18 protein-coding genes are annotated in these 22,149 nt (G+C 43.5%); 3 read left to right on the top strand and 15 right to left on the bottom strand.

Going from position 1 to position 22,149, the window contains the following annotated elements:
* Positions 1-3 precede the first annotated feature (3 nt).
* On the bottom strand, positions 4-2,259 hold the full coding sequence (locus OCK74_RS25960) for an alpha-amylase family glycosyl hydrolase (protein ID WP_279300033.1): 2,256 nt from the start codon (positions 2,257-2,259) through the stop codon (positions 4-6).
* A 235-nt stretch (positions 2,260-2,494) separates the two neighbouring features.
* On the opposite strand from OCK74_RS25960, the gene ligA reads away from it, so the two are divergent.
* Positions 2,495-4,579, top strand: coding sequence for an NAD-dependent DNA ligase LigA (gene ligA / locus OCK74_RS25965; protein ID WP_279300034.1), 2,085 nt, complete (start codon positions 2,495-2,497; stop codon positions 4,577-4,579).
* Between the two features lie 338 nt (positions 4,580-4,917).
* Entirely contained in the window at positions 4,918-5,478 is a 561-nt protein-coding gene (locus tag OCK74_RS25970) for an HNH endonuclease (RefSeq protein WP_279300035.1), read from the top strand.
* A 121-nt stretch (positions 5,479-5,599) separates the two neighbouring features.
* Here OCK74_RS25970 and OCK74_RS25975 read toward each other — a convergent pair whose 3' ends face one another.
* From OCK74_RS25975 to paaA, 13 genes are all read right to left on the bottom strand, one after another.
* Positions 5,600-7,762 (bottom strand): S46 family peptidase, encoded by a 2,163-nt coding sequence (locus OCK74_RS25975; protein WP_279300036.1) that lies wholly within the window; start codon positions 7,760-7,762, stop codon positions 5,600-5,602.
* 312 nt (positions 7,763-8,074) lie between these two features.
* Positions 8,075-8,497 (bottom strand): hypothetical protein, encoded by a 423-nt coding sequence (locus tag OCK74_RS25980; RefSeq protein WP_279300037.1) that lies wholly within the window; start codon positions 8,495-8,497, stop codon positions 8,075-8,077.
* 392 nt (positions 8,498-8,889) lie between these two features.
* The gene (locus OCK74_RS25985) at positions 8,890-9,315 is read right to left on the bottom strand and encodes a hypothetical protein (RefSeq protein WP_279300038.1); all 426 of its coding nucleotides are present in this window, start codon (positions 9,313-9,315) and stop codon (positions 8,890-8,892) included.
* 195 nt (positions 9,316-9,510) lie between these two features.
* Positions 9,511-10,503 carry a GTPase ObgE gene (gene obgE / locus OCK74_RS25990; protein ID WP_279300039.1) on the bottom strand — a complete coding sequence of 331 codons (993 nt, stop codon included), beginning with the start codon at positions 10,501-10,503 and terminating at the stop codon, positions 9,511-9,513.
* Between the two features lie 105 nt (positions 10,504-10,608).
* A complete protein-coding gene (locus OCK74_RS25995) occupies positions 10,609-11,841 on the bottom strand; it encodes a T9SS type A sorting domain-containing protein (RefSeq protein WP_279300040.1) in 1,233 nt (410 codons plus the stop codon).
* A 97-nt stretch (positions 11,842-11,938) separates the two neighbouring features.
* A complete protein-coding gene (locus tag OCK74_RS26000) occupies positions 11,939-12,529 on the bottom strand; it encodes an acyltransferase (RefSeq protein ID WP_279300041.1) in 591 nt (196 codons plus the stop codon).
* 54 nt (positions 12,530-12,583) lie between these two features.
* Positions 12,584-13,018, bottom strand: coding sequence for a hotdog fold thioesterase (locus OCK74_RS26005; protein ID WP_279300042.1), 435 nt, complete (start codon positions 13,016-13,018; stop codon positions 12,584-12,586).
* 11 nt (positions 13,019-13,029) lie between these two features.
* Positions 13,030-13,806, bottom strand: coding sequence for an enoyl-CoA hydratase-related protein (locus tag OCK74_RS26010; protein WP_279300043.1), 777 nt, complete (start codon positions 13,804-13,806; stop codon positions 13,030-13,032).
* A 2-nt stretch (positions 13,807-13,808) separates the two neighbouring features.
* Positions 13,809-14,351 carry a DinB family protein gene (locus tag OCK74_RS26015; RefSeq protein ID WP_279300044.1) on the bottom strand — a complete coding sequence of 181 codons (543 nt, stop codon included), beginning with the start codon at positions 14,349-14,351 and terminating at the stop codon, positions 13,809-13,811.
* A 90-nt stretch (positions 14,352-14,441) separates the two neighbouring features.
* Positions 14,442-14,975 (bottom strand): 1,2-phenylacetyl-CoA epoxidase subunit PaaD, encoded by a 534-nt coding sequence (gene paaD / locus OCK74_RS26020; protein ID WP_279300045.1) that lies wholly within the window; start codon positions 14,973-14,975, stop codon positions 14,442-14,444.
* A 14-nt stretch (positions 14,976-14,989) separates the two neighbouring features.
* A complete protein-coding gene (gene paaC / locus OCK74_RS26025; protein ID WP_279300046.1) occupies positions 14,990-15,829 on the bottom strand; it encodes a 1,2-phenylacetyl-CoA epoxidase subunit PaaC in 840 nt (279 codons plus the stop codon).
* A 44-nt stretch (positions 15,830-15,873) separates the two neighbouring features.
* Entirely contained in the window at positions 15,874-16,284 is a 411-nt protein-coding gene (gene paaB, locus OCK74_RS26030) for a 1,2-phenylacetyl-CoA epoxidase subunit PaaB (protein WP_480287900.1), read from the bottom strand.
* Between the two features lie 68 nt (positions 16,285-16,352).
* Entirely contained in the window at positions 16,353-17,321 is a 969-nt protein-coding gene (gene paaA / locus OCK74_RS26035) for a 1,2-phenylacetyl-CoA epoxidase subunit PaaA (protein WP_279300047.1), read from the bottom strand.
* Between the two features lie 144 nt (positions 17,322-17,465).
* On the opposite strand from paaA, the gene OCK74_RS26040 reads away from it, so the two are divergent.
* Positions 17,466-19,502 carry a M13 family metallopeptidase gene (locus OCK74_RS26040; protein WP_279300048.1) on the top strand — a complete coding sequence of 679 codons (2,037 nt, stop codon included), beginning with the start codon at positions 17,466-17,468 and terminating at the stop codon, positions 19,500-19,502.
* A gap of 50 nt (positions 19,503-19,552) precedes the next feature.
* On the opposite strand, the gene OCK74_RS26045 is transcribed toward OCK74_RS26040, so the two are convergent.
* Positions 19,553-21,931 carry a TonB-dependent siderophore receptor gene (locus OCK74_RS26045; RefSeq protein ID WP_279300049.1) on the bottom strand — a complete coding sequence of 793 codons (2,379 nt, stop codon included), beginning with the start codon at positions 21,929-21,931 and terminating at the stop codon, positions 19,553-19,555.
* Between the last annotated feature and the right edge of the window lie 218 nt (positions 21,932-22,149).

A 22,149-nucleotide genomic window follows, 5' to 3' on the forward strand; every position in this document is an offset into this window, starting at 1 on the left:
AACTTATGGAATTAAAATGTGAATGGTTTTCGTTATTGTCGGCGAAACTACTTTTATAAAATAAATTCCGCCCATAGTTACTAATTTATTACGTTCAAATTCCAAAATGTGTGTTCCTTTTGAAAACACACGCTGATACAATAGTGCCACTTGCTGGCCAATTGCATTGTACATACCGATGGTAACTTTGCCTGCTTCAGGATTTTCAACCTTTATTTTAAAGCCGTTAGGAGCAGGATTGGGATACACACTCGCTTCAAAAGAAGTAGCATTGTCCAACACCGGAGGAGGAGAAGGAGGGGGCGGAGCACTGTTTATATTACGGTTCATATACACCCTGAATTCCCCTGGCTGCAGGGGGATGCTTTGTACCAAACCTGTAGCATCCAGGGTTGCTGTGTCCAGGTAATTATACCAGGAACCTGCTACAGGAAAAGTAATGTAGGCAGTAGCTGCATTGACATCAAAATTGCCGATCACCACCAGCTTCGATGTATCCGTTATCAATTTCAACGATTTAATGCCACCTGTAAAATTTTGCTCCGTTTGCCCGCCAATAAAAGCCTGTTGAAACAAAGGGTGAAAACGCAGGCTAATGAGCCTGCTATAAGTATTGTAAACTTGTTCTCTGTCCCCGTCATTCAGGTAGTCCCAGCGGATAGGCTTTGGACTGAGCCGGCATTCATCCCTGACCGCCCCGTCTTCACAGTGATTGATGGAGTAATTATAACCAAGCTCACCATACTGCCACAGCATCTTAGGGCCGGGTGTTGTAAAGAAGAAAGCGGCGTTCAACTCCATGCGTTTCAATGCTGTAGACAGGCTTTTAATATTGTAGCTGCCTGAGGCATTACCATAGTTGATGTTCTTAAAAGTGATCCGTTCTTCATCATGACTCTCCATATAAGAAACCAGGTGTGGCTGTTGCCAGTTGCGGACCGCATACAACCCACCGGAAAAATCCGAATTACCCAGCCACCCCATGGATGCCTCCTGGTAATTATAGGCCATATTGCCCCACAGCATCATACCATAGGCTGCCAGTTCCCTTTCTTCCGAATTATCGGCAAAATGTTCCAGTATCATATAAGCGTCCGGTGATTTGGATTGCACTGTATCGTAGTATTTTTTCCAAATAGCAATGCGGGAAGCATCATAAGCACTCCAATCTCCTACATTATCACCAGAGTTCTTCTGTGTAAAACCTTTGGCGAGATCAAAGCGGAACCCATCGATCTTATACTCCTTCAGCCAATGCTCTACGACCCTGCTGGTGAAATAATTCGTTGCAGCGCTTTCATGGTTAAAATCATAACCAACACCAAAGGGGTGTTTGCCCTGGTAACCGGCGGCAGTTGTGTTCTGGTCGGGATTAAACCATGGATTGGCAGCTGTTGGCCAGCCATTCCCATCGGCATATAATTGCACCATAGGCGAAAGCCCAAAGCTGTGATTCAATGCAATATCCATGATCACCGCTATCCCATTGGCATGGCAGGAGTCTACAAACTGCTTCAGGCTGTTAGCGGTACCATAATATTTATCCGGAGCAAAATAAAAGTCCGGGTTATACCCCCAACTGTTGTTACCCTCAAATTCATTGAAAGGGAGCAGTTCTATGGCATTAATACCCAGTCTCTTTAAATAACTTAAAGTATCAGTTAGTGTAGCCCAGTCGTGTTTCGCTACAAAATCCCGAACCAGGAGCTCATAAATGACCAGGCTTCGTTTATCCGGCCTGTTGAAATTAGTAATGCTCCAGTTGTAAGCAGGAGCAGCAGTCTGCAGCACGCTTACAATACCGGTAGTTTTTCCTGTAGGATAGGCTTTCAGACCGGGGTAAGTTTCGGAGGTAATGTATGGATCGTTCCAGGGATCAAGCACCTTCTGGCTGTAATAGTCAGCCACCCTCAGCTGATCCACCTTATACTGGTAAGCATATTCGGTGCCTGGCGCCAGCCCTGTAAGGCGCAACCAGAAACGTTGTCCATCCGGGGTTTTATTCATGATATACCTGGTGTCTTCAGTCCAGTTATTGAAATCACCCAATACAGTAACCGTACTTTTTGCAGGTGCATACAGCACCAGGGTAACCGAAGTATCGCCGGGCTCATAATTGATGCCATCACGCACGCCTTCAGGCAGTGCCGCAACAGGAGAATGAGTCAGGGCAGGAAAACCAGGACTCCAGGTAAGTAAATTGGCATGAAGGGCGGAACACACAAGCAAGGCCAAACAGGCTGGCAGCAATCGAAGCATAATCGTAATTTCATGCTAAATATACAATATGTACTAATAACACAATAGCTCTAGAATAAAAAGATTGAAAATGAAAGATGAGTAGAGAAATAGATAATTCAATTATTCCCTTAAACCTGTAATTACCTTTCCTATTTTCGCAGCTCTGCGATCGATCCGGATCCCGAAATGATAAGGCCTGTAGAATTTATCGCATCATCCGGTATGATCACAGTAGCATATTAGCATATTAATTATGACCTCCAACTTATCAGCCATTCAGCATCTAACCACCGCTTTGCTCAAAAAAGCCAAGGCAGGGGACATCAGCTCCAGTGAAATTGAAGATCTGCGCAGCGTTTTGCGTTTCCATGAATATCGTTATTACATACTTAATGATCCATTGATCGTAGATGTAGATTACGATTTACTTTATAAAAGCCTGGAGAAGCTGGAAAAGGAGAACCCCGATCTTATTGTTCCGGACTCGCCTACCCAGCGTGTGGGCAAAGGACTGACGAAAGAATTTCCTACTGTACAGCACCTGGTGCCCATGCTTTCGCTTGACAACTCTTATAACAGTGAAGACCTCATAGACTTCGACCGCCGTGTCCGGGAGACCACGAAACTACAGGAAGTGGAATATTGCGTAGAGCCCAAATTTGATGGTGCAAGCATTTCCCTCTTATATGAAAATGACAGGTTGGTCAGGGGTGCCACCCGCGGGGATGGCGTACGTGGTGATGACATAACGCCCAACATCAAACAGATCCGCACCATCCCACTGTATGCCCGTTTCTCAGAATATGGACTACAGACGGTAGAAATCCGGGGTGAAGTCATGATCAATAAGAATAACTTCAAAAAGTTTAATGAGCAGTTAGCAGAGCAAGGCATTCCACCCCTTGCCAACCCGCGCAATGCTGCTGCCGGTACACTACGCATCAAAGATCCGCTCGAAGTAAGCCGGAGAAAGCTGGAGGCCTTTACCTATCACATTTCCTATTGGCTGGCCAGCAAAGACGCCAACGAACCCCAAACACATGCGCAATCTTTGCAAATGTTATGGGACCTGGGCTTCAGGAGTCCTAATAAGGAGAAAAAGGTCTTCAAAGGCATCCAGGCCGTAATTGATTATTGTATTCAATTTGAAGCCGGCAGGGATGATCTGCCTTATGAAATTGATGGCATGGTCATCAAAGTCAATGACTTTGGGCTGCAGGACCGCCTGGGCATGACTTCGCACCACCCACGTTGGGCCATTGCATACAAATTCAAGGCTAGACAAGGCACCAGCAAGTTGCAACGCATCGAGTTCCAGGTGGGCCGTACAGGCAACATCACACCAGTTGCTAAAATAGAACCGGTACATATTGGTGGCGTAATGGTAGGTTCCGTATCGCTTTTTAATGAAGATGTCATTAAAGAAAAAGACTTGCGCATTGGCGATACTGTGTTGGTAGAAAGAGCAGGTGATGTTATTCCCTACATTGTAAAATCACTGCATGAACTGCGCAATGGCAGCGAGAAGCCTATTAAATTCCCCAAGAACTGTCCTGCCTGCGGAGATGAGTTGTACAGGGCTGAGGAAGAGGCCGCCTGGCGTTGTACCAATATCAATTGCTCAGCCCAGGTGCTGGAGCGGCTCATGCATTTTGCCTCTAAAGATGCCATGGACATTCGTGGACTGGGTGATGCCAATATTAAAAAGTTCTACGACCTGGGATGGCTCCGCTCCATTCCTGATATCTACCGGCTGGACTATGATAAAATAGGTACACTGGAAGGATTTGGCAAGAAGTCAATCACTAACCTTCAAACAGCGATTGAAGCATCTAAAAAGCAGCCATTACACAGGCTGATCTTTGCCCTTGGCATCCGGTTCGTAGGTGAAACTATGGCCAAAACGCTGGCCCATGCAGTGCATCATATACTGGACCTCAAAAATTTTGATGAAGAAAAGCTACAAAAACTGGAAGATGTGGGTCCCAAAGTCGCCAGTAGTATTGTTCAGTCTTTCAGCAATGATGATAATATTATCATAATAAAAGAATTGGGGAACCTAGGCGTCAACCTGCAAAACGACCATAAGGAACACCATACCGGCGGTAACCTGGAAGGATTGAATTTCCTGTTTACCGGCACCATGGCAAAATTGAAACGGAGTGAAGCCGAAGAACTTGTAGAAAGTAACGGGGGAAAGATTGTATCCGGCGTGAGCAGCAAACTCAATTACCTGGTAGTTGGGGAAGATGCAGGCAGTAAACTGGAAAAAGCAAAGAAAATTGCCAGTATAAAGATCATTTCTGAGGATGATTTCTTAAAAATGATCAACCAATAACCAATACAGTGCGCACCCGCCTTCTGAGATAAAACCCAGGCTCAACCGCAAGTCTCCTCATTCAGGATCAGCGGTGTAATCTGAATCTCAGATGAAATAAAAAGCCCTCAACATGCAATAAATTGAGGTCTTTTTGTTAACTTATATAGTGAAAGAATTTGTGCGTTGACAGTTCTATGTCAAATAAGCATCAACGATATGCCCTTTTCAAGTAGTGAGTAAGGGTGAATGTGAGGTGTTGCGCAGATTGTACGCGGTTTTAGGCACGAATTTTTCGGCTGATTATCATAGTTTTATTCAGCTAAAATCCTTTTCTGGCACCATAAAATTTGTGCAGTATGATCAAGAAATTAACAAGCGAGGTGTGGAAGACGATGAAGTTTAGCGGCAGTACCGCCTTACGGAACCGCTATGCACTTTCCACACACGGTCGAATTGCCAGTTATAAAGATGATATCCTTGCAGATGGAAAACTGCTTAATGGCTCCATCACGACAGGCTACCGGACTTTAAATCTTCATCGTCCCGGTAACAAGGGCACCTTGTATATTCATCGTGAAATGGCGAAGCTTTTCTTACCAAAATCTTCCCCAAAGCATAAATATGTGATTCACAAGAATCATAACAAGCTAGACAATAACATTAAAAACCTGAAATGGGCAACCTTGACCGAAATGATTGAACACCAACAATTCAGTCCGGCTAAGATGGCTTACAAGGAAAAACAGGCAAATACCCAAGTAGGCTTAAAATTAACGGCCCCACAGGTAAAGAAAATAAAAGAGATATTAAACAAACCGCGCCGGAAGCTGACTATTAAGCAATTAGCAGAGAAATATGATGTAAGTGAAATGACTATGTACCGGATCAAGAGCGGTGAAAATTGGGGAAGGGTTTAGTTTGGAGTTGTAGTTTGTAGCTATCTTAACGATCGAAGATCCTATTCTAACTTGATTAGTTTCAAATCAGAAGAGCTTTTTTAATAATTAAGAGCGCTACAAACTACAAATCACAAACTTTTTATTTTCTGATTTCTAATTCTTTAATCAGTTGTGGTGCGCCGCCAAGTTTGTCAATGCACCAAAGTACATAGCGGATATCAACACAGATCGTTCTGTTCAAATCTTTGTCAAAAGCAATCTTGTGGCTTAAAGCTTCATAGTTACCATCAAATGCCAATCCGATCAGCTCACCATTGCCATTGATCACCGGCGAACCAGAATTACCACCAGTAATATCATTTGTTGTAATGAAGCCGACTACCAGGTCGTTGGTGCGTGCATCCTTATATTGGCCAAAATCTTTCGCGCGTGCCAATTCCAGGTACTTTGCCGGCAGATCAAATTCATAATCACCGGGTTTGTATTTTTCCAGAACACCTTTAACAGTAGTTACGTAATCGTATTTAACGGCATCACGTGGCTGGTAATCATCTACTTTACCATAGCTTAAACGCATAGTGAATGTAGCATCGGGATACATTACCTTGCCCGGATTCATTTCCATGACACCTTTCAGATACAACCTGCCCCAGTCATTATTCTTTACAAAGAACTGTTGGTATAAAGGCAGGTATTTGCTTTGATAATTCACCAGGAACGAGCTTGCCAGGTTGTATGCAAGATCATCCTGCAACACATTAGCATCCGGGTTGTTCACAAATGCATTCCACTTGCTGTCATTCAGGATCATCGTGTTGTCAAATACAGCATCAGCGAATTTTTCATAGGTAGAAGCCTGATCCAGGGCGCCATAGCGGTTCCGGATAGACTCATACAGCCCGATTGGATGTTGCTCTTTGGGGATATCAGTATAGAACATTTGCAATACAGCCGCCAATATCTTCTTGTCAGAAGGACGGTTTTCATCTTTCAAGAATTCCTGGCGGGCTTTACTGGCGGCATCAACGGCTGTTTTCAGATTAGTTTGAGAACTTCCTGTTTTCACCAGCGCATTTTCAATTTGCTGAAGGCTGCCGGCAAATGCCAAAAGCGGTGAACCGAAAATGCCTTCATTGATGAACATCCTGTGTTTGGCATAAGGGCGCCATGCATTATAAGCAGTTTCAAGATCTTTGAAGATATTCTGGTATTCGGGTTTAGAAGCCGCCCACTTGATAAAGGCATCTTCGCTTTTCTTCTTCTGTCCATACACATCATACTTCAACAACTGTTTTGTTTCGCCATCAAAGAACTTCCAATAGTTGGCAATAGAAGCATAGTTAGAAGCCAGTTGCAGTTTCACAGCCGGATCATTCTTCATTTGCTCGAACATGTATTTCAGGCGCATGTCACGCAGCTTTACCAGGGTAGGATTATTCACTTCAGTAGATAACTGAACTCCTAAAGAAGACTCGTAGCGATTGGTGCTGCCAGGATAACCATAAGTCATAGCGAAATCGCCCTTCTTAACTCCTTTCAGAGAAACAGGCAAGTGCCATTTGGGTTTCAAAGGAGCATTGCTGCTGCTGTATCCTGCAGGCTGTCCATCTTTAGTTGCATATACACGGAAAACTGAAAAGTCGCCAGTATGACGTGGCCATTCCCAGTTGTCTGTGTCCCCACCAAATTTACCAATGCTTTCCGGAGGAGTTCCTACCAAACGAACGTCTTTGAAGCGTTGGTAAACAAATGCCAGGTACTGATTACCCTTAAACAAAGGGCTGACACGGGTTTCTATACTTTTAGAAGGATCGCTCAGGCGTTTATTGATAGAAGCCAAAGCAGAAGACTGGCGAGCAGCTCTCTCAGCTCCACTCAGGTTGCTCAAAGAATCCATCACTTCTTTTGTCACATCTTCAATGCGCAACAAGAATTGAACAGTCATTCCTTCTGCAGGAATTTCCTCGCCGCGGTTGCGGGCATAAAATCCGTCTTTCAGGTAATTGTGCTCTACAGTGCTGGCTGTAGCAATCGCATCATACCCGCAGTGGTGATTGGTAAAGATCAAACCTTCTGAACTTACCAGTTCACCGGTGCAGCCATTTCCGAAAATAATGATGGCATCTTTCACCGAAGCCTTATTGACACTGTACAATTGTTCTTTTGTCAGTTTAAGGCCTTTTTTCACCATATCGTTATACACCTGCTGTCCCAGCAGCAGCGGCAACCACATACCTTCGTCGGCAGCAGCGCGGAATATGAGAGAAAAACCTAGAAAAAATAATAACAAACGCTTTCTCATGTGTATTGAAATTTTTTAGTCCGGCAAACGTACTTAAAATTAATGTCGCAAAACAATGAAAGCCACTATGAAAAAGGTTTTAATAGATAAAGGAGGGAGATAAATTGCGAAATACCAGTCCCGGATGACGAATCTTTGAATGTAATGGACCAATAGAATGACACAAACACATTAAGGCCCGAATGTTATCGGACCTTAATGGTCTGTTTAATAATTAAAGCTTTGAAAATTACACTACTGCCGGTTTCATCTCATGGAGTAGTGGTTTGTTTTGAGCAATAAAAGGATTAAAGGTGAATACAACTGCTGTTATTAAAGCCTTGTTACAACAACATCATCGATAACGCGAGTCACAGGGCTTATTTCAAATGTCTGACTCGTTCTGTTTTTTAAAGAACTGAAGGTGAAGCGCAGTTTTGCATCTTTATCGATATCAGTGAACAAAAACCTTTTATTAAAGTTTTTCTCGTCGTAAACTTCACTGAACAAAACCGCTCCAGTTTCATCTTTAATCACCAGGCTGAACTTTCCACCATTTTCATTGGGATACTTAACATTGAACAATGAAGTTGCATCCTTTGATTGCAAATGTGTGATTACAGCTTTTTCTTCATCTGAAGTTTTTGTTGTTGCCGCCTGGGCATTTGCTGCTATATTAAGTATTAAAATTGCTGATGTAGTAAAGAATAAAGACTTCCCGTACATTTTGATACGTGCTACCAATTGCTTTTTCATAACGATGGTTTTAAATGATTAATAAAAAATGGAGCAACCGGGAGGCTAAAAACAATCGGGACAAGCAAGAGGAAAAATTGCGCTTTACAGATCTGTGTTCCTGCAGGAATGAGTACTCAATGAACAGTATTCTTCTTTGTAATGTTTTGCAACTATACTGTTATGTAATAATTACACAACAAAGATATAAACTTTTTCAAACAAAAGAAATCTTTTCGTGCTTTTTACAATTATTTAATACAAAAACATCACATATGCATTCTTGATATATAAAGGATTATTCTGCTTAGGCAACGATAAAATACAAAAAGCTAACCAATCGGTTAGCTATTATGAAGACGCACATTGTGCGATATGACGCTGTGCTAATGAAAGTAATCTTTTGCTTCTTGTTATTTCGCTTTCGTGATTTCTACCTGCTCAATAGTAAACACTTTTGAATTGACTTCAAACACTTGTTCTTTATTATCCTTGAAAGAGCGAATGATAAATGTAAGCTTTGATGTGTCTACCTGTTTTTGAAACTGAAAACTTCTTTCAAAGTTCTTTACATTGAAGATGTCATTGAAAATCACATTTCCTTCCACATCCTTTACCCTGATGCTGAATTTGTCGCCATTTTCATTGGGAACTTTTACAGAGAAATATTCTTTATTACCAATTGAACCCTGGTGTCTAACAACAACTTCACCAAAAGGATTTTCAGAAGCAGCAGTTTGAGCATTTGCTGCGATGCCAGTCGTCAGGATAGTGGCCAATAAGGCAATAAATAATTTGCTAGAAAAGTAAGTGCTTAAACTCATTGTTTGCTTGTTCATATACTTAATTGTTATTTACTGTGTTATGAAAAGCAATCGATAGACGCAATTCATAGTGCAAACAATGGAAAGAAAGACGGTTTATAAATACAAGGCAAAGTTAAACATAAGTGTCATTCAGACAAATATTTCAAACTGAATATGATCAGTATAAGCAATGATAAAAGTCAGAAACATCTTATTATTAACAAGGCCTTAAGCGTTCAGGACCTTCCACAACAAATCTTTCAATTCAGGGATGTTCTTATTCCGAATGGAAGAAATAAAGATGTGGGGCACATCGGAAGGTAATTCCTTTGCTATTTCATTCTTTAATTCATCATCCAGCATATCACTTTTAGAAATGGCAATGACAAACTGTTTTTGCAATAGCTCCGGGTTATACTGTTCCAGTTCATTGACCAGGATGTCAAGCTCTTTTCCATGATCTTTACTATCAGCGGGAATTAAGAAAAGCAGAACTGAGTTGCGTTCGATGTGGCGCAGAAATCTATGCCCAAGTCCTTTGCCTTCGGCTGCGCCTTCTATGATCCCGGGAAGGTCGGCAATGCAAAAGCTTTTGGCATCACGGTACTCCACTATGCCCAAATTCGGAGTAATAGTAGTGAAGGCATAATCGGCAATCTTTGGTTTAGCTGCTGTCATCACGGAAAGGAGTGTAGACTTACCTGCATTAGGAAATCCAACGAGCCCTACGTCGGCCAGCACTTTTAATTCCAATACTTTCCAGCCTTCCAGTCCGGGCATGCCTGGCTGTGCGTATTCCGGAGCCTGGTTAGTTGGTGATTTAAAGTTTGTATTGCCTAGTCCCCCCTGTCCACCGGGCAACCAGATAACCTCTTCCCCATGGTGCAGCACTTCAGCTTCCTTTATCCCGGTTTCCTCGTTCATAGCGATGGTACCCAGCGGCACTTCCAGAATAATATCTCTGCCATTGCGGCCAGTGCGGTTATTGTCGCTGCCCTTTTCTCCATTCTCTGCCAGAACATTTTTATGATAGCGCAGGTGCAGCAACGTCCAGAGGTTGCGGTTGCCCCTTAAAATGATATGGCCACCACGCCCGCCATCACCGCCATCCGGGCCTCCGAATGCAGTCAGCTTATCTCTTCTGAAATGCTTAATACCGGCACCGCCATGACCACTGCGGCAAAACACACGTATCTGGTCAACAAAGTTGCTTTTTTCCATCAGGCTGCAAATATCCGATCTTCTGTCAGTGAAATGAAGGTTAAAAATGATCTCATTAAAAAACGCTGGCTTACACCAGCGTTTTTTTTAAAAAAGCAGTTGATTTTACTGCACTATTATTTTCTTTTCAAATACACTCTTTTTATCCTGGTTCAAAACTTTAACGAAATACATGCCTTTAGCACGGCCAGACGGAAGGTTGAAGTTTTGTATTTGTCCCCTAAAGCCCAGGTTTAACTTTTGTTGCATTACCTGGCGACCTGAAATATCCACTAACTGAACGGTATAAACACCTGCATTCAAATTGGTAAACGCAAGTGTGAAGATATTGGAAGTAACAGGATTGGGATATACCTGAACCAGTTTGGCATCTCTTATTTGCTGTGTTATGATGGGAACAGATTCCAATTTCTTTCTAAAAGAAAGTATGTTGCTGTTGGCAAGGTCTGAGCTGCGGAACACTGATACAGCTGCTTTGTAAGGCGTTGCCTTCAGACTTACAGGGTCTACAACAAACCATCCACTGGAATCGACGGCGCTGCTTACCAGTAATTTTCCTTCTTCATTTACCACCATACCGTTTGCTGTAAACTTTGCCGGGAGGCCACTGATGGCACCCAGGTATTTTGCCATCTTCGTTTCCGGATCAATTGTAAACACCTGGTTTCGTGCTGTAACCAGGTAAAAACTACCATCATCACAGGCAATCATGTCGCCACCGAAGCTGCTGATACCGTTGGAAATAGAAACCCCATTGTTAGAAGGATCATCAATGAGAGAACCGAGTTTAGTGATCACTGGCTTTTTACCAGTAGTAAACCTGATAAAAGTTTTTCCATCGTTGGTAATTGCATAACCATTACCATCAGGCGCAATCACCATTCTTGTTATGATCTTTCCCTGATCGCCCTGCCAGTCGCCCAGGCCGGTAAATGGCCTGTCATTGACATAATACAGCTTCATTGTGCTCAGATCGATATAACGCAGCTGATCTATAAACATCGGGGTAAAATAGAGGCGGTTATGCCTTTTGTCAAATGCAACGGCGGCAACACCTGAATAAAACGGCTTTGCAAGCCTTGGATTATTTTTGATATCACCCAATAATAGCTTCTTGCTTACAGCATCGTAGACAGTTGTATAATCAGCAATGCCATTAAACAGAATGGGACTGTATTCACCGGTTTGCAGATCAAGCTTCCGGATCACGTTCCACTGTGCTCCGGTATTATCCATATCTGTTACTGCATAAGCAAACCTGTCTGTTTGTGCCCGTAGGAAAGAAGTAGTGGAAATGGCAAAAGATGACAGGATGAAAAGGAGTAATCTTTTGTTCATACAAATTGATTTTGCATGTAAGGTTTTGCAAGTAAGAATGTCTATGTTAAGTTACAACAATGCTTGTCGCTAACATGCGGCTGAGGTTGAAAAAAAATTATAGCTTACTGAAAGGTTTGTAATCACTGTGAAATAAAGGAGCCTGTTCAACGTACTTACTCAATGGCTCACAGGGCTTTAGTGTATCAAAGCACAATAGGGGCAGTTGCTGATACAGCCTGGTGCCTTCTGTTTTCCATGCAATCATTTCTTCACTTACCTGCCGGATGATCTTTGCAGGGTTACCGACTATCAATGAACGTGGTGGGAACTTCTCCTCTTGTTTGATAAAAGTAAGCGCACCAACAATGCAGTCTTCACCCAACTCAGCCTCATCCATGATCACTGCGTTCATTCCTACCAGGCAATTGCGTCCAATGGTAGCGCCATGAATGATTGCCCCATGACCTATATGAGCAGATTCTTTCAGCAGCACGGTAACACCGGGGAACATGTGCACAGTACAATTTTCCTGGACATTGCAGCCATCTTCAATAATGATCTGTCCCCAGTCGCCGCGTAGGGCTGCACCCGGCCCTATGTACACATCTTTTCCAATGATCACATTACCGGTTACTGCAGCCTGAGGGTGCACAAATGAGGACGGATGTACAATAGGTTTGATGCCGTTGAATTCGTAGTAGGCCATAAGGGAAGGGGTTTGAAGTTTGGGGTTTGGAGTTGTCGTAATGGGTTGAATAGGTTATATGGTTTTTAGATGATTGGGAGGCGGCTGCGGCCATTCTTCGTCCTTACGGAAAACAGTTCCTTTAAAAAGGGCAGCCAAAGTTTCATCATGCTTTGTAATGCGCACTTCATAAATAGCCAGCCGGCCGGATATATGTTTTTCTACTGCTGTTGCCATCAGTAAATCTCCAACCATAATGGACTTGATATGAGAAATGGAAGTTTCAATAGAAACAGCTTTTCTGCCATGTGCATTGGATGCAAATGCCAGGGCACTGTCTGCCAGCGCATAAGCAATACCACCATGCGCTATGCCAAAGCCATTGCACATCTCCTGCCGCACCAACATTTTAAGCCTACAGTAGCCAGCCTCGGCATCCAGGATATCTATACCCAACCATTGGCTGAACAGATCCTGCTGCATCATCTGGTTAACAATATCATTCGGCATGGGAAGTTGGTTCATTCTCCACGGAAAACAGGCTGGCGTTTTTCTAAGAACGCCTGAAGGCCTTCTTTAAAGTCCCAGGTTTCCACGGCCCTTTGCTGCAGGTTCTCTTCATCATGCAACTGCTCTTCAAAGGAGGAAATAGAGCTTTGGTTGAAAGCCTTTTTCGTAAATTCCAGGGCCCTGGTTGGCATCTTGGCCAGGGTTTGCGCAATCGCTATGGACCCTGCAACAAATTCTTCGTCGGGGAGCACCTTGTAGATCATGCCAATGCGCTCAGCCTCTGTTGCTGTCAGCTTTTCGGACAGCAGACTTATAGCCAGTGCTCTTTGAAAACCGATCAACCGGGGCAGGATATAAGTGCCCCCAGTATCAGGAACCAAACCGATTTTGGAAAAAGCCTGGTTGAAAGTTGCAGATTGAGCAGCAATGACCACATCGCAGCAGATAGCAATATTTGCACCGGCTCCGGCAGCAACACCATTCACTGCTGAAACAACAGGTTTATCCAATTGCCTTATTTTTCGCACAATAGGGTTGAGGTGTTCAGTAAGAATAATGTGCACCTTAGGAGCATCAGGCTTGGCAACTTCTTCCAGGTCCTGGCCGGAGCAGAATGATTTTCCAACACCAGTAAAATATACACAGCGCACCTCTTTACTTTTCTTGCAATCATCCAACCTGGCCTGTATCTCTAACGCCAATTCGCGATTAATAGCATTGTGCTTTTCGGGACGATTCATCCTGATAAAAGCTACATTATCTTTTATTTCAAATAAAACAAGGCTCATACTTACTTTGGAAAGTTTGGGTGATGAAATACTGTCATTGATTGATTTAAATGCCTCACCTGATGTTGGGCTATCAATTTGAGCACATCGTTCAGGTAGTAAGTTATAAAATTTGATGCCGGGGAAGAAATAACAACAGAATTGATATTCTTCTTGGCCAGGGCGAGGTAATAATTTTTGAGATCGTGCTGGTGCTGTGCAAAATCGTAGACAATCGAAGCTGGTAATTCGCTTGCACAGGGCTGGCCAACTTTTGGCGTTTTGAACTTTGTTTTCGAACCGGGTCCAAGTAATTTAATCATCAGGAGACCAGAAACCTTACTAAAGGGGCTCAATCTTTCCCATGATGTTGATTTGTAATGATTATGTAAGACCCTTTCAAAGGTTGGAAAGTAGAGTTGATTAAAAACAATCAGATGATCTAAACACTGTGCGATACTCCAATTTGAAGGGGCACTTTTCCAGTTCAACTGCTCCAGGCTTAATACCGAAAAATGCTTGAGTGCTTCTTGCTTCACTTGGTCCAATTGGTCAATGATTTCCATAAAGAAATTTTGCCAATATGAAATTACGTAATGATTGGAAGAAAAGGAGATGGAATAGAGAGAATAGCGAATGGGAAGCGTTGATAAATATTAATGGCATTTGAAGTAATCGAAATTTTCCTTGCAGTTGTCGCAGTGGTAAACGGCTTTACAAGCAGTAGAACCAAAACGACTTACCTGCTTTGTATGATATGAATTGCAAAACGGACATTGTACCGCTTCTTCCTTGAACATTTCAGATGTACAAAACTGCTGTTTGGGATTGGGCGGGGCGATGCCAAATTCTTTCAACTTCCGTTTACCTTCTTCGGTTATCCAGTCAGTGGTCCAGGCTGGCGAAAGGGATTGCTGCACCGTAATATTTTTATACCCATGTTCCAGGAGCTTTAGACGAATATCCATGCGGATCACATCCATGGCAGGGCATCCTGAGTAAGTAGGCGTAATGGTGACCTCTCCCCTACCATCTCGTTTAGACACGCCTGGCTCTCCGGAATTTGAGGGAAGGTAGTGAACACTCCGCACGATACCGAGGTCAACGATAGAAAGCACAGGTATTTCCGGATCCTTGACCTCTTGGAGGATCTGCCAGATCTTTTGTTCTTCCACGGAAGATGATGTCATATTTTCTGTAGCGACTACCATACGCTGTCTGGAAAAGTCCTTTGAAGGTACTGCATATCTGTTAGTATATAGCCGAGGTATTCTGTATGTGAGCCTTCTTTCCCTCCACTTTGTACCCAGGACTTTCCGGAGGTTTCGTCCTGCTGCGGAACTTTTAATCGAGCCTCTGCGAATACTTCAGATACTTTTTGTAGCCAGGTTTCTTTCAATAAAGCAACATTCACTCCAAACCCCTCATCCGCAACTTGCAATTCATACGTGGACGGCAGAAACATTTCGCCAGTAAAAGACCAAAGCTCATCCAGCGCATTCCTGATACGACGGTTACTTTCATCAGTTCCGTCACCCATGCGAACCACCCACTCACTGCTCCATCGCAAATGATAAGCGACTTCCTTGAGCGATTTTTCTGCAATGGCTGAAAGTTGTGCATCCTCTCTTTGCTGTAATTGCTGATAAAAGATGATTTGAAACGCACTAAAAAAGAACTGGCGCAATATTGTTAATGCCCAATCACCTTTCGGTAATTCAACCAGCAGCAGATTAAGATATTGACGCTCATCTCTCAAAAAGGCAAGATCATCTTCAGTAAGTTCACGGCCGAAGATCTTCCAGGGGCGTGGCACCAGGAATTCAACAGCACTTTTTTCTTCCTCGCTCAATTTATTGTACAATGCGGCTGCATACTGATACATATTCCTGGCTTGCCCCAGCAAGTCGAGTGAAATATTGGTAATGGCAATGTCCTGCTCGAGTACAGGCCCATGGCCGCACCATTCACTGTTGCGTTGGGATAGGATCAATACGTTGTCTGCAAGGTGGAGGCAATACTGGAATAAATTGGGAGCGTTCATGGTGGTGAATGGTCAATAGTGAATGTTGAATGATTGGAATCTGATCACATTTGTTTTACCTCATCCGGCAGATCATAGAATGTAGGGTGTCGGTATACTTTATCGTTGGCAGGTTCGTAAAAGCTTTCTGCATCATCGGGATTGGAGGCATGTATATACTTGCTTTCTACTACCCAAATACTTACACCTTCCTGCCTGCGGGTGTACACATCTCTTGCGTTCTCAATAGCCATTTGCGCATCGGCGGCGTGCAGACTGCCAACGTGTTTATGATCGAGGCCCTGTTTGTTTCGAATAAAGACTTCCCAGAGGGGCCATTCCCCCAGCCCCTGAAGGGGAGCATCAACGCGCAAAGGCTCACTTTGAGATGCATTTCCCTTGGATGCAGGCTGATCTGAACCACTTCCTTTAATAGGGTCGTAATCTCCGTAGTATTTTTTTGTAAAAAATATCATTTGATGCTTTTAAAGTTCTAAATTTTAATTTACTTATTATTATCTTTTCCTGAAGTGACTTAATGCAGTCATGCTGCTTCCAAACTCTCCGCCTTAGGCGGATTGGGGTGTTGTTTTTTTGCATGCGCTGCAGCGGCTTCCCTTACCCAGGCGCCTTCTTCCCAGGCTTTACGGCGGGCATCGAGCCGCTGTTTGTTGCATGGTCCATTGCCGCTAATGACATTCCAGAACTCTTCCCAATTGATCTTTCCAAAGTCGTAGTGCATCCGCTCTTCATTCCATTCCAGGTCCGGATCAGGGAGTGTTAGATCGAGGACTTTTGCCTGTTCTGCGATCATATCAACGAAACGTTGACGCAGCTCATCATTACTAAACCGCTTTATTTTCCATTGCATGCTCTGCTCACTGTGTAAGCTTTCACTGTCGTGGGGACCAAACATCATGAGGCTGGGCCACCACCAGCGGTTTATGGCATCCTGGGCCATAGCCTTTTGCTCGGGACTTCCCTGGCAAAGTGTGTATAATATATCGAAGCCCTGCCGTTGGTGAAAACTCTCCTCCTTACAGATTCGGATCATAGCCCGGCTGTAAGGACCATAGGAAGTGCGGCACAGGGGCACCTGGTTCATAATAGCGGCTCCATCTACTAACCATCCAATAGCACCCATATCTGCCCATGTTAATGTTGGATAATTAAAAATGGAAGAATACTTTGCCTTGCCGCTGTGCAGTTGCTCAATCATTTCATCGCGACTGATCCCTAAGGTTTCTGCAGCAGAATAGAGGTATAGGCCGTGGCCGGCTTCGTCCTGCACTTTGGCCAGGAGTATCTGCTTACGTTTGAGTGTAGGAGCACGGCTGATCCAATTACCTTCGGGTAGCATGCCTACAATCTCACTGTGGGCGTGTTGACTGATTTGACGAATAAGGGTATGGCGGTACTTTTCCGGCATCCAATCTTTCGGTTCTATACGCACTTCAGCATCTATTTTATGTTGAAAGCCTTTTTCCTGTTCCGGTAGGTTCATAGCAATCATTTGATTCAAATTTACTAAAAGCTGTGGGTGTTATCATACAGTCTACACAATGGATGCCAGTTGGAAGTTATAGATTACCGGTTGTGTAATTGTACTGGTTGGCAAAAGCTATATTGCTTACATTTAACTGAACAATAAATTTTCATGAATAGACTTATCATATGCGCAGCTCTTGCAGGATACCTGGCGGGCTGCAACAGCAGTAATGCCGGGCCAGAACTACCAAAGAAAGACGTACTTGCCGCTAATTTGGATACTACAGCAGATCTTTCAAAGGACTTCTTCTTGTACGCCAATGGCGGATGGATTAAGACCAATCAAATTCCTTCTGACCAGGGAAGTTGGGGTATCGGCAACCTGGTGATCGAAGAAAACCTGAAGCGCTTAAGGACCATCAGTGAAAAAGCTGATTCTGCTGGTGCTCCTAAAGGAAGCAATGAGCAAAAGATCGGTGACTTCTGGGCGACAGCCATGGACAGTGCTAAAATAGAGCAGCAGGGCCTGCAACCGTTAAAGCCTTACCTGGACAAGATCAACAACATTAAGGACGTACAATCGCTGATCGCCACTTCTGCCGAATTAAAAAAGATCGGCTCAGGGACTTTGTTCAGTGATTTTGTAACACAGGATGATAAAAACAGTGATGTTATGAGCTACAAGCTATGGCAAGGGGGGCTTGGACTACCGGAAAGGGAATATTATTTCAAGACAGATACGGCCACTGTTCACATCCGTAAAAAATATACTGAGTACATTACAAAGATGCTGACACTTTCGGGAGAGGATAGTACGAAAGCAGCAGCGGATGCCAGCAACATCCTGGCGCTTGAAACTAAACTGGCAAAGGCTTCAAGAAAGCTGGAAGACCTTCGTGACCCATACAAGAATTACAATAAAATGGCTATTTCCGACCTGCCTAAGCTGTCACCTGCCATTGACTGGGCCAGCCACATGAACATTACAGGTGTTCATAGAATTGATTCGATTATAGTTGGTCAGCCAGAATTTTTCAAAGCATTGAGTAGCGCGCTTCAAACCACACCTATTGATGTGTGGAAGAGCGTTTTGAAATTCAACCTCCTTTCAGATTTTGCCACCTCCCTGCCCGAGCAATACGGCGTTACCGCGTTTAATTTCAATAAGCTGTTTTCAGGAGCTAAAGAAAGACGTCCTCGCTGGAAAAGGGTGATCCAGATGGAGGAAAACCTGATGGGAGAAATGCTTGGACAGTTGTATGTGAAGGAGTTCTTCAGTGAAAAAGCAAAACAGCGCTATACGGATATGGTGGAAGCGATCAGGGCTGCGTTGAAAGACCGTATTGGGCAATTGGAATGGATGAGCGACAGTACCAAGCAGAAAGCTTACGCCAAGCTTGCTGCCATGAAAAAGAAGGTGGGATATCCTGATAAATGGAAAGATTTTTCAGCCATGCAGATCGGTAGGGAAAGTTATGTGCAAAACGTGATCAATGCCAATGCCTGGTGGCACAACTACCAGATGAATAAATTGGGTAAGCCTGTAGACCGGGATGAATGGGACATGACACCTCAAACTTATAACGCCTACTACAATTCATCCAACAATGAGATTGTACTGCCAGCGGGAATTTTTACCGTTCCTGGCTACAGGGATGAAGAACTGGATGATGCAACGGTTTATGGTTATGCAGCAGCAAGTACCATTGGCCATGAGATCACCCATGGCTTTGATGATGAAGGGCGGCAGTTTGACGATAAAGGGAATCTGCAAAGCTGGTGGACGAAAAAGGACGAGAAAGAATTTAACAAGCGGGCACAGGTGATGGTGGAACAGTTCAACAATTATGAGCCTTTGAAAGGATATCATATTAATGGGAAGGCAACGCTGGGTGAGAACATTGCAGATTTGGGCGGTATCCTTTTAGGACTTGAGGCGTTCAAGAAGACAGAGCAGTATAAGAAAGGTGAAAAGATAGCAGGACTAACGCCTTTACAACGTTATTTTCTTGGATACGCGTTGGGCTGGCTAGGACAAATCAGGGATGAACAATTACGGAACCAACTACTTACTAATGTGCACTCCCCTGCTCAATACAGGGTGAACGGACCTTTTGTGAATGTGGATGAATTTTATACGGCTTTCAATATCAAGCCTGGGTCGCCGATGTACAGGGCGGATAGCCTGAGGGTGAGGATTTGGTAACATCCAACTCAAATATACCCCCTCCCCATTGTTGGAGAGGGGGTATATTTTTAGAATTTGTAACTAACAGTAATGCGGCTGTTGATCTTGGGTTCGGCTTGCCAATAGAACCGGTCAACTTCTGTAAAAGGCTCTTCTGAAATGTATGGAGCTCCCGAGTAGAGATATTTACTTAGGATATTATTCACATTGAAATTGAAGCCCAGTTTGCCAGATGTGTAGGAGATTCCGCCGTCCAACCGGAAATATTCGGGCAATGGACTTTCAGATTTGTCAAAAATAAACCAAGCTGAACGTCCTGCAAGGTATTGATAGCCCAATGTAAACCTCAACCCACCCAATTTTCCTTCATTTAGTTTATAGCTTACCCAGGAATTATGGATATGCTTTGAAGTACCTGGCACCTGGTTGCCAACAACATCAGGATCACTGTCTTTGGTATATTTTGCATCAGAATAAGCATAGTTGATCACGACGTCCAGGTTCCTTGTCACCTGTCCTTTAATATCCACTTCTACTCCTTTCACCTGTTGCTGACCGGTTTGCTTATTAAAACCCCTATGCGTCAAATCCGCAGTCAGCAAATTGTTCTTTGTGATCTGGTAAACAGATAAAGATGAATTCCACTTTCCTTCCATCCAGTCTCTTTTGACACCAAACTCTATATTGTTGCCGGTTACAGGATCGAAGGACTCTCCTTTCCAGTCAGCGCCAAAACTGGGCAGGAATACCTCGTCGAAAACAGCATAGGCAGAAGTGTTCTTGGTAATGGAATAACTCAGGCCAAAACGAGGAGTGAATTTATTATGGTCGGCATCACTTGACTTGTAAGGTTGAACGTCCTTACTGGTAGTATAACGGCCTGCCAATGTTAATCTTAACTTGTTTTCAAAGAAAGACAGTTCATCCTGAAGGTATAAAGCGCTGTAACTGTTGTTATACATCACACCTCTTTCCCGGATGTCCTTGCTCCTGTCCCAAACAGGCATATCTGCCGGCGCAACAGTCCCATATACAGGCTTGTATAAATTGAATGAAGTATCTCCCAGTGGCGCATATTGATTCCAGTCGGCATAATAATCTTTATGACCCATATCAAGGCCTGCTAATAGTTTATGGTTTATTTTACCGGTCTTTACTTCACCATTCACAAACATCTGCCCTGTTTTGTTGATACCCAATGCATCCCACACATTTAGCCCCCTGTGCATCAAGCTATCGTTTGCCAATGCTGTACCCCATGACCAGAGTTGCTGACCTTCCAGATCATAGTTGAAGTAGGCAGCCTGGGCAGTAAACTTCCAACGATCATTGATGTTGTGTTCAAAAATGGCCAACACACTCCTGTCGTAGATATTTGTTGGATCCATGTTGGGTTCTGCAGCTGTAAAGTTTACAGGTAGGTCGGCATATTTACGCTCAGAAAAAGCGTTGCTGCTGCCCAGAACATTCATCTGGGAAAACTGGTGTGAATACTCCAGTGTCACAGAAGTTTTATCATCCAGCAGGTATTTGATCACTGGTACAATTGAATACCGGTTGTTGTATTCATAATCCCTATGCGATCCTCTCAATTGCCCCATCAGGTTGAGACGATATAACAATCTGCCATCCCTGGAAAGTTTACCATCTAAATCGGCAGTAGCCCTGTACAAATCGAAACTGCCTAAAGAAACACTTACTTCACCTTTATTGTATCCTGTCGGTTTTTTTGTAACCACGTTATAAAAGCCACCAGGCTCGCCATTAGCCATCATAAAACCTGCCGGCCCCTTTACAAACTCGATACGTTCTACCATGCTCATATCTTCTGCCAGGGGTCCAAACTGCATTTGCACATTCATCCCGTTTCTGAAAGCCGTTAACTGACTACCTCTCATATAGATCTTCGCATAACTTTCCAGGTGCTCCCATCTTTGGGCACCACTTACGTTTCGCTGCACGCCTTCCATCATATCAAATATCTGCTGGTCGGCGATCAGGTCTTTTGTGACTACCTGGATATTCTGAGGAAGTTCCAAAATAGGAGTAGTCAGGCGTAAAGAAGGAGATACATTTTTTTCCGGGTATTTCCTGCTTCCCTTAACCACCACTGCATTTAATTCCTTATCAGATATTTTCAATTGAAAGGAAACTTCTGAGACCTGTTCATCTGATACATGAACAGATTGTTCTATACTTTCAAAATCCATTAAATACACCCGGATTGCATAATTGCCAGGCGATAATTTGCGAAACTCGAACTTTCCATTTTCATCCGTGATGGTACCCTTTGTTGTGCCTTTTATCTGTACGGTCACTGCAACAGCGGCTTTGCCATCGGAAGTAGTTACGGTTCCTTTTATGATACCCAAACCTTGAACATGACCGGTAGCAAAGGAACTCATCATCAATAAATCTAATAAAAGAATAAAAAACAATTTTCTCATGGTGGAATGCTGGTTTGTTGAATTTTTATGCAAAGAAAACACTACAATATTGGAATGCGCGCTTTAATTCACAAGAAGGCATAAAATGAGGTTTTCAAGGGCTTCAAGTACTAAAATTCATTCCCAAATTGGGGATAAAAATGTGGAAAAAACGGGTTGGATATGATGAAAATAAAAAGCTGAAATGCAGGCCTGGAGCGGGTTTTCCCCTTTTCACC

Origin of the sequence: Paraflavisolibacter caeni (genome assembly GCF_025628885.1) — a bacterium.
Classification (GTDB): Bacteria; Bacteroidota; Bacteroidia; order Chitinophagales; family Chitinophagaceae; genus Flavisolibacter; species Flavisolibacter caeni.

Excerpts from the sequence above, each read along its gene's own strand:
- OCK74_RS25995 (WP_279300040.1), bottom strand. The coding sequence starts at position 11,841 with ATGAACAAAAGATTACTCCTTTTCATCCTGTCATCTTTTGCCATTTCC.
- paaD (WP_279300045.1), bottom strand. The coding sequence starts at position 14,975 with ATGACATCATCTTCCGTGGAAGAACAAAAGATCTGGCAGATCCTCCAA.
- OCK74_RS26015 (WP_279300044.1), bottom strand. The coding sequence starts at position 14,351 with ATGGAAATCATTGACCAATTGGACCAAGTGAAGCAAGAAGCACTCAAG.
- paaA (WP_279300047.1), bottom strand. The coding sequence starts at position 17,321 with ATGATTGCTATGAACCTACCGGAACAGGAAAAAGGCTTTCAACATAAA.
- OCK74_RS25975 (WP_279300036.1), bottom strand. The coding sequence starts at position 7,762 with ATGAGAAAGCGTTTGTTATTATTTTTTCTAGGTTTTTCTCTCATATTC.
- OCK74_RS25980 (WP_279300037.1), bottom strand. The coding sequence starts at position 8,497 with ATGAAAAAGCAATTGGTAGCACGTATCAAAATGTACGGGAAGTCTTTA.
- OCK74_RS25970 (WP_279300035.1), top strand. The coding sequence starts at position 4,918 with ATGATCAAGAAATTAACAAGCGAGGTGTGGAAGACGATGAAGTTTAGC.
- OCK74_RS26045 (WP_279300049.1), bottom strand. The coding sequence starts at position 21,931 with ATGAGAAAATTGTTTTTTATTCTTTTATTAGATTTATTGATGATGAGT.
- OCK74_RS25985 (WP_279300038.1), bottom strand. The coding sequence starts at position 9,315 with ATGAACAAGCAAACAATGAGTTTAAGCACTTACTTTTCTAGCAAATTA.
- paaC (WP_279300046.1), bottom strand. The coding sequence starts at position 15,829 with ATGAACGCTCCCAATTTATTCCAGTATTGCCTCCACCTTGCAGACAAC.
- OCK74_RS26010 (WP_279300043.1), bottom strand. The coding sequence starts at position 13,806 with ATGAGCCTTGTTTTATTTGAAATAAAAGATAATGTAGCTTTTATCAGG.
- OCK74_RS26005 (WP_279300042.1), bottom strand. The coding sequence starts at position 13,018 with ATGCCGAATGATATTGTTAACCAGATGATGCAGCAGGATCTGTTCAGC.
- OCK74_RS25960 (WP_279300033.1), bottom strand. The coding sequence starts at position 2,259 with ATGCTTCGATTGCTGCCAGCCTGTTTGGCCTTGCTTGTGTGTTCCGCC.
- obgE (WP_279300039.1), bottom strand. The coding sequence starts at position 10,503 with ATGGAAAAAAGCAACTTTGTTGACCAGATACGTGTGTTTTGCCGCAGT.
- ligA (WP_279300034.1), top strand. The coding sequence starts at position 2,495 with ATGACCTCCAACTTATCAGCCATTCAGCATCTAACCACCGCTTTGCTC.
- OCK74_RS26000 (WP_279300041.1), bottom strand. The coding sequence starts at position 12,529 with ATGGCCTACTACGAATTCAACGGCATCAAACCTATTGTACATCCGTCC.
- OCK74_RS26040 (WP_279300048.1), top strand. The coding sequence starts at position 17,466 with ATGAATAGACTTATCATATGCGCAGCTCTTGCAGGATACCTGGCGGGC.
- paaB (WP_480287900.1), bottom strand. The coding sequence starts at position 16,284 with ATGATATTTTTTACAAAAAAATACTACGGAGATTACGACCCTATTAAA.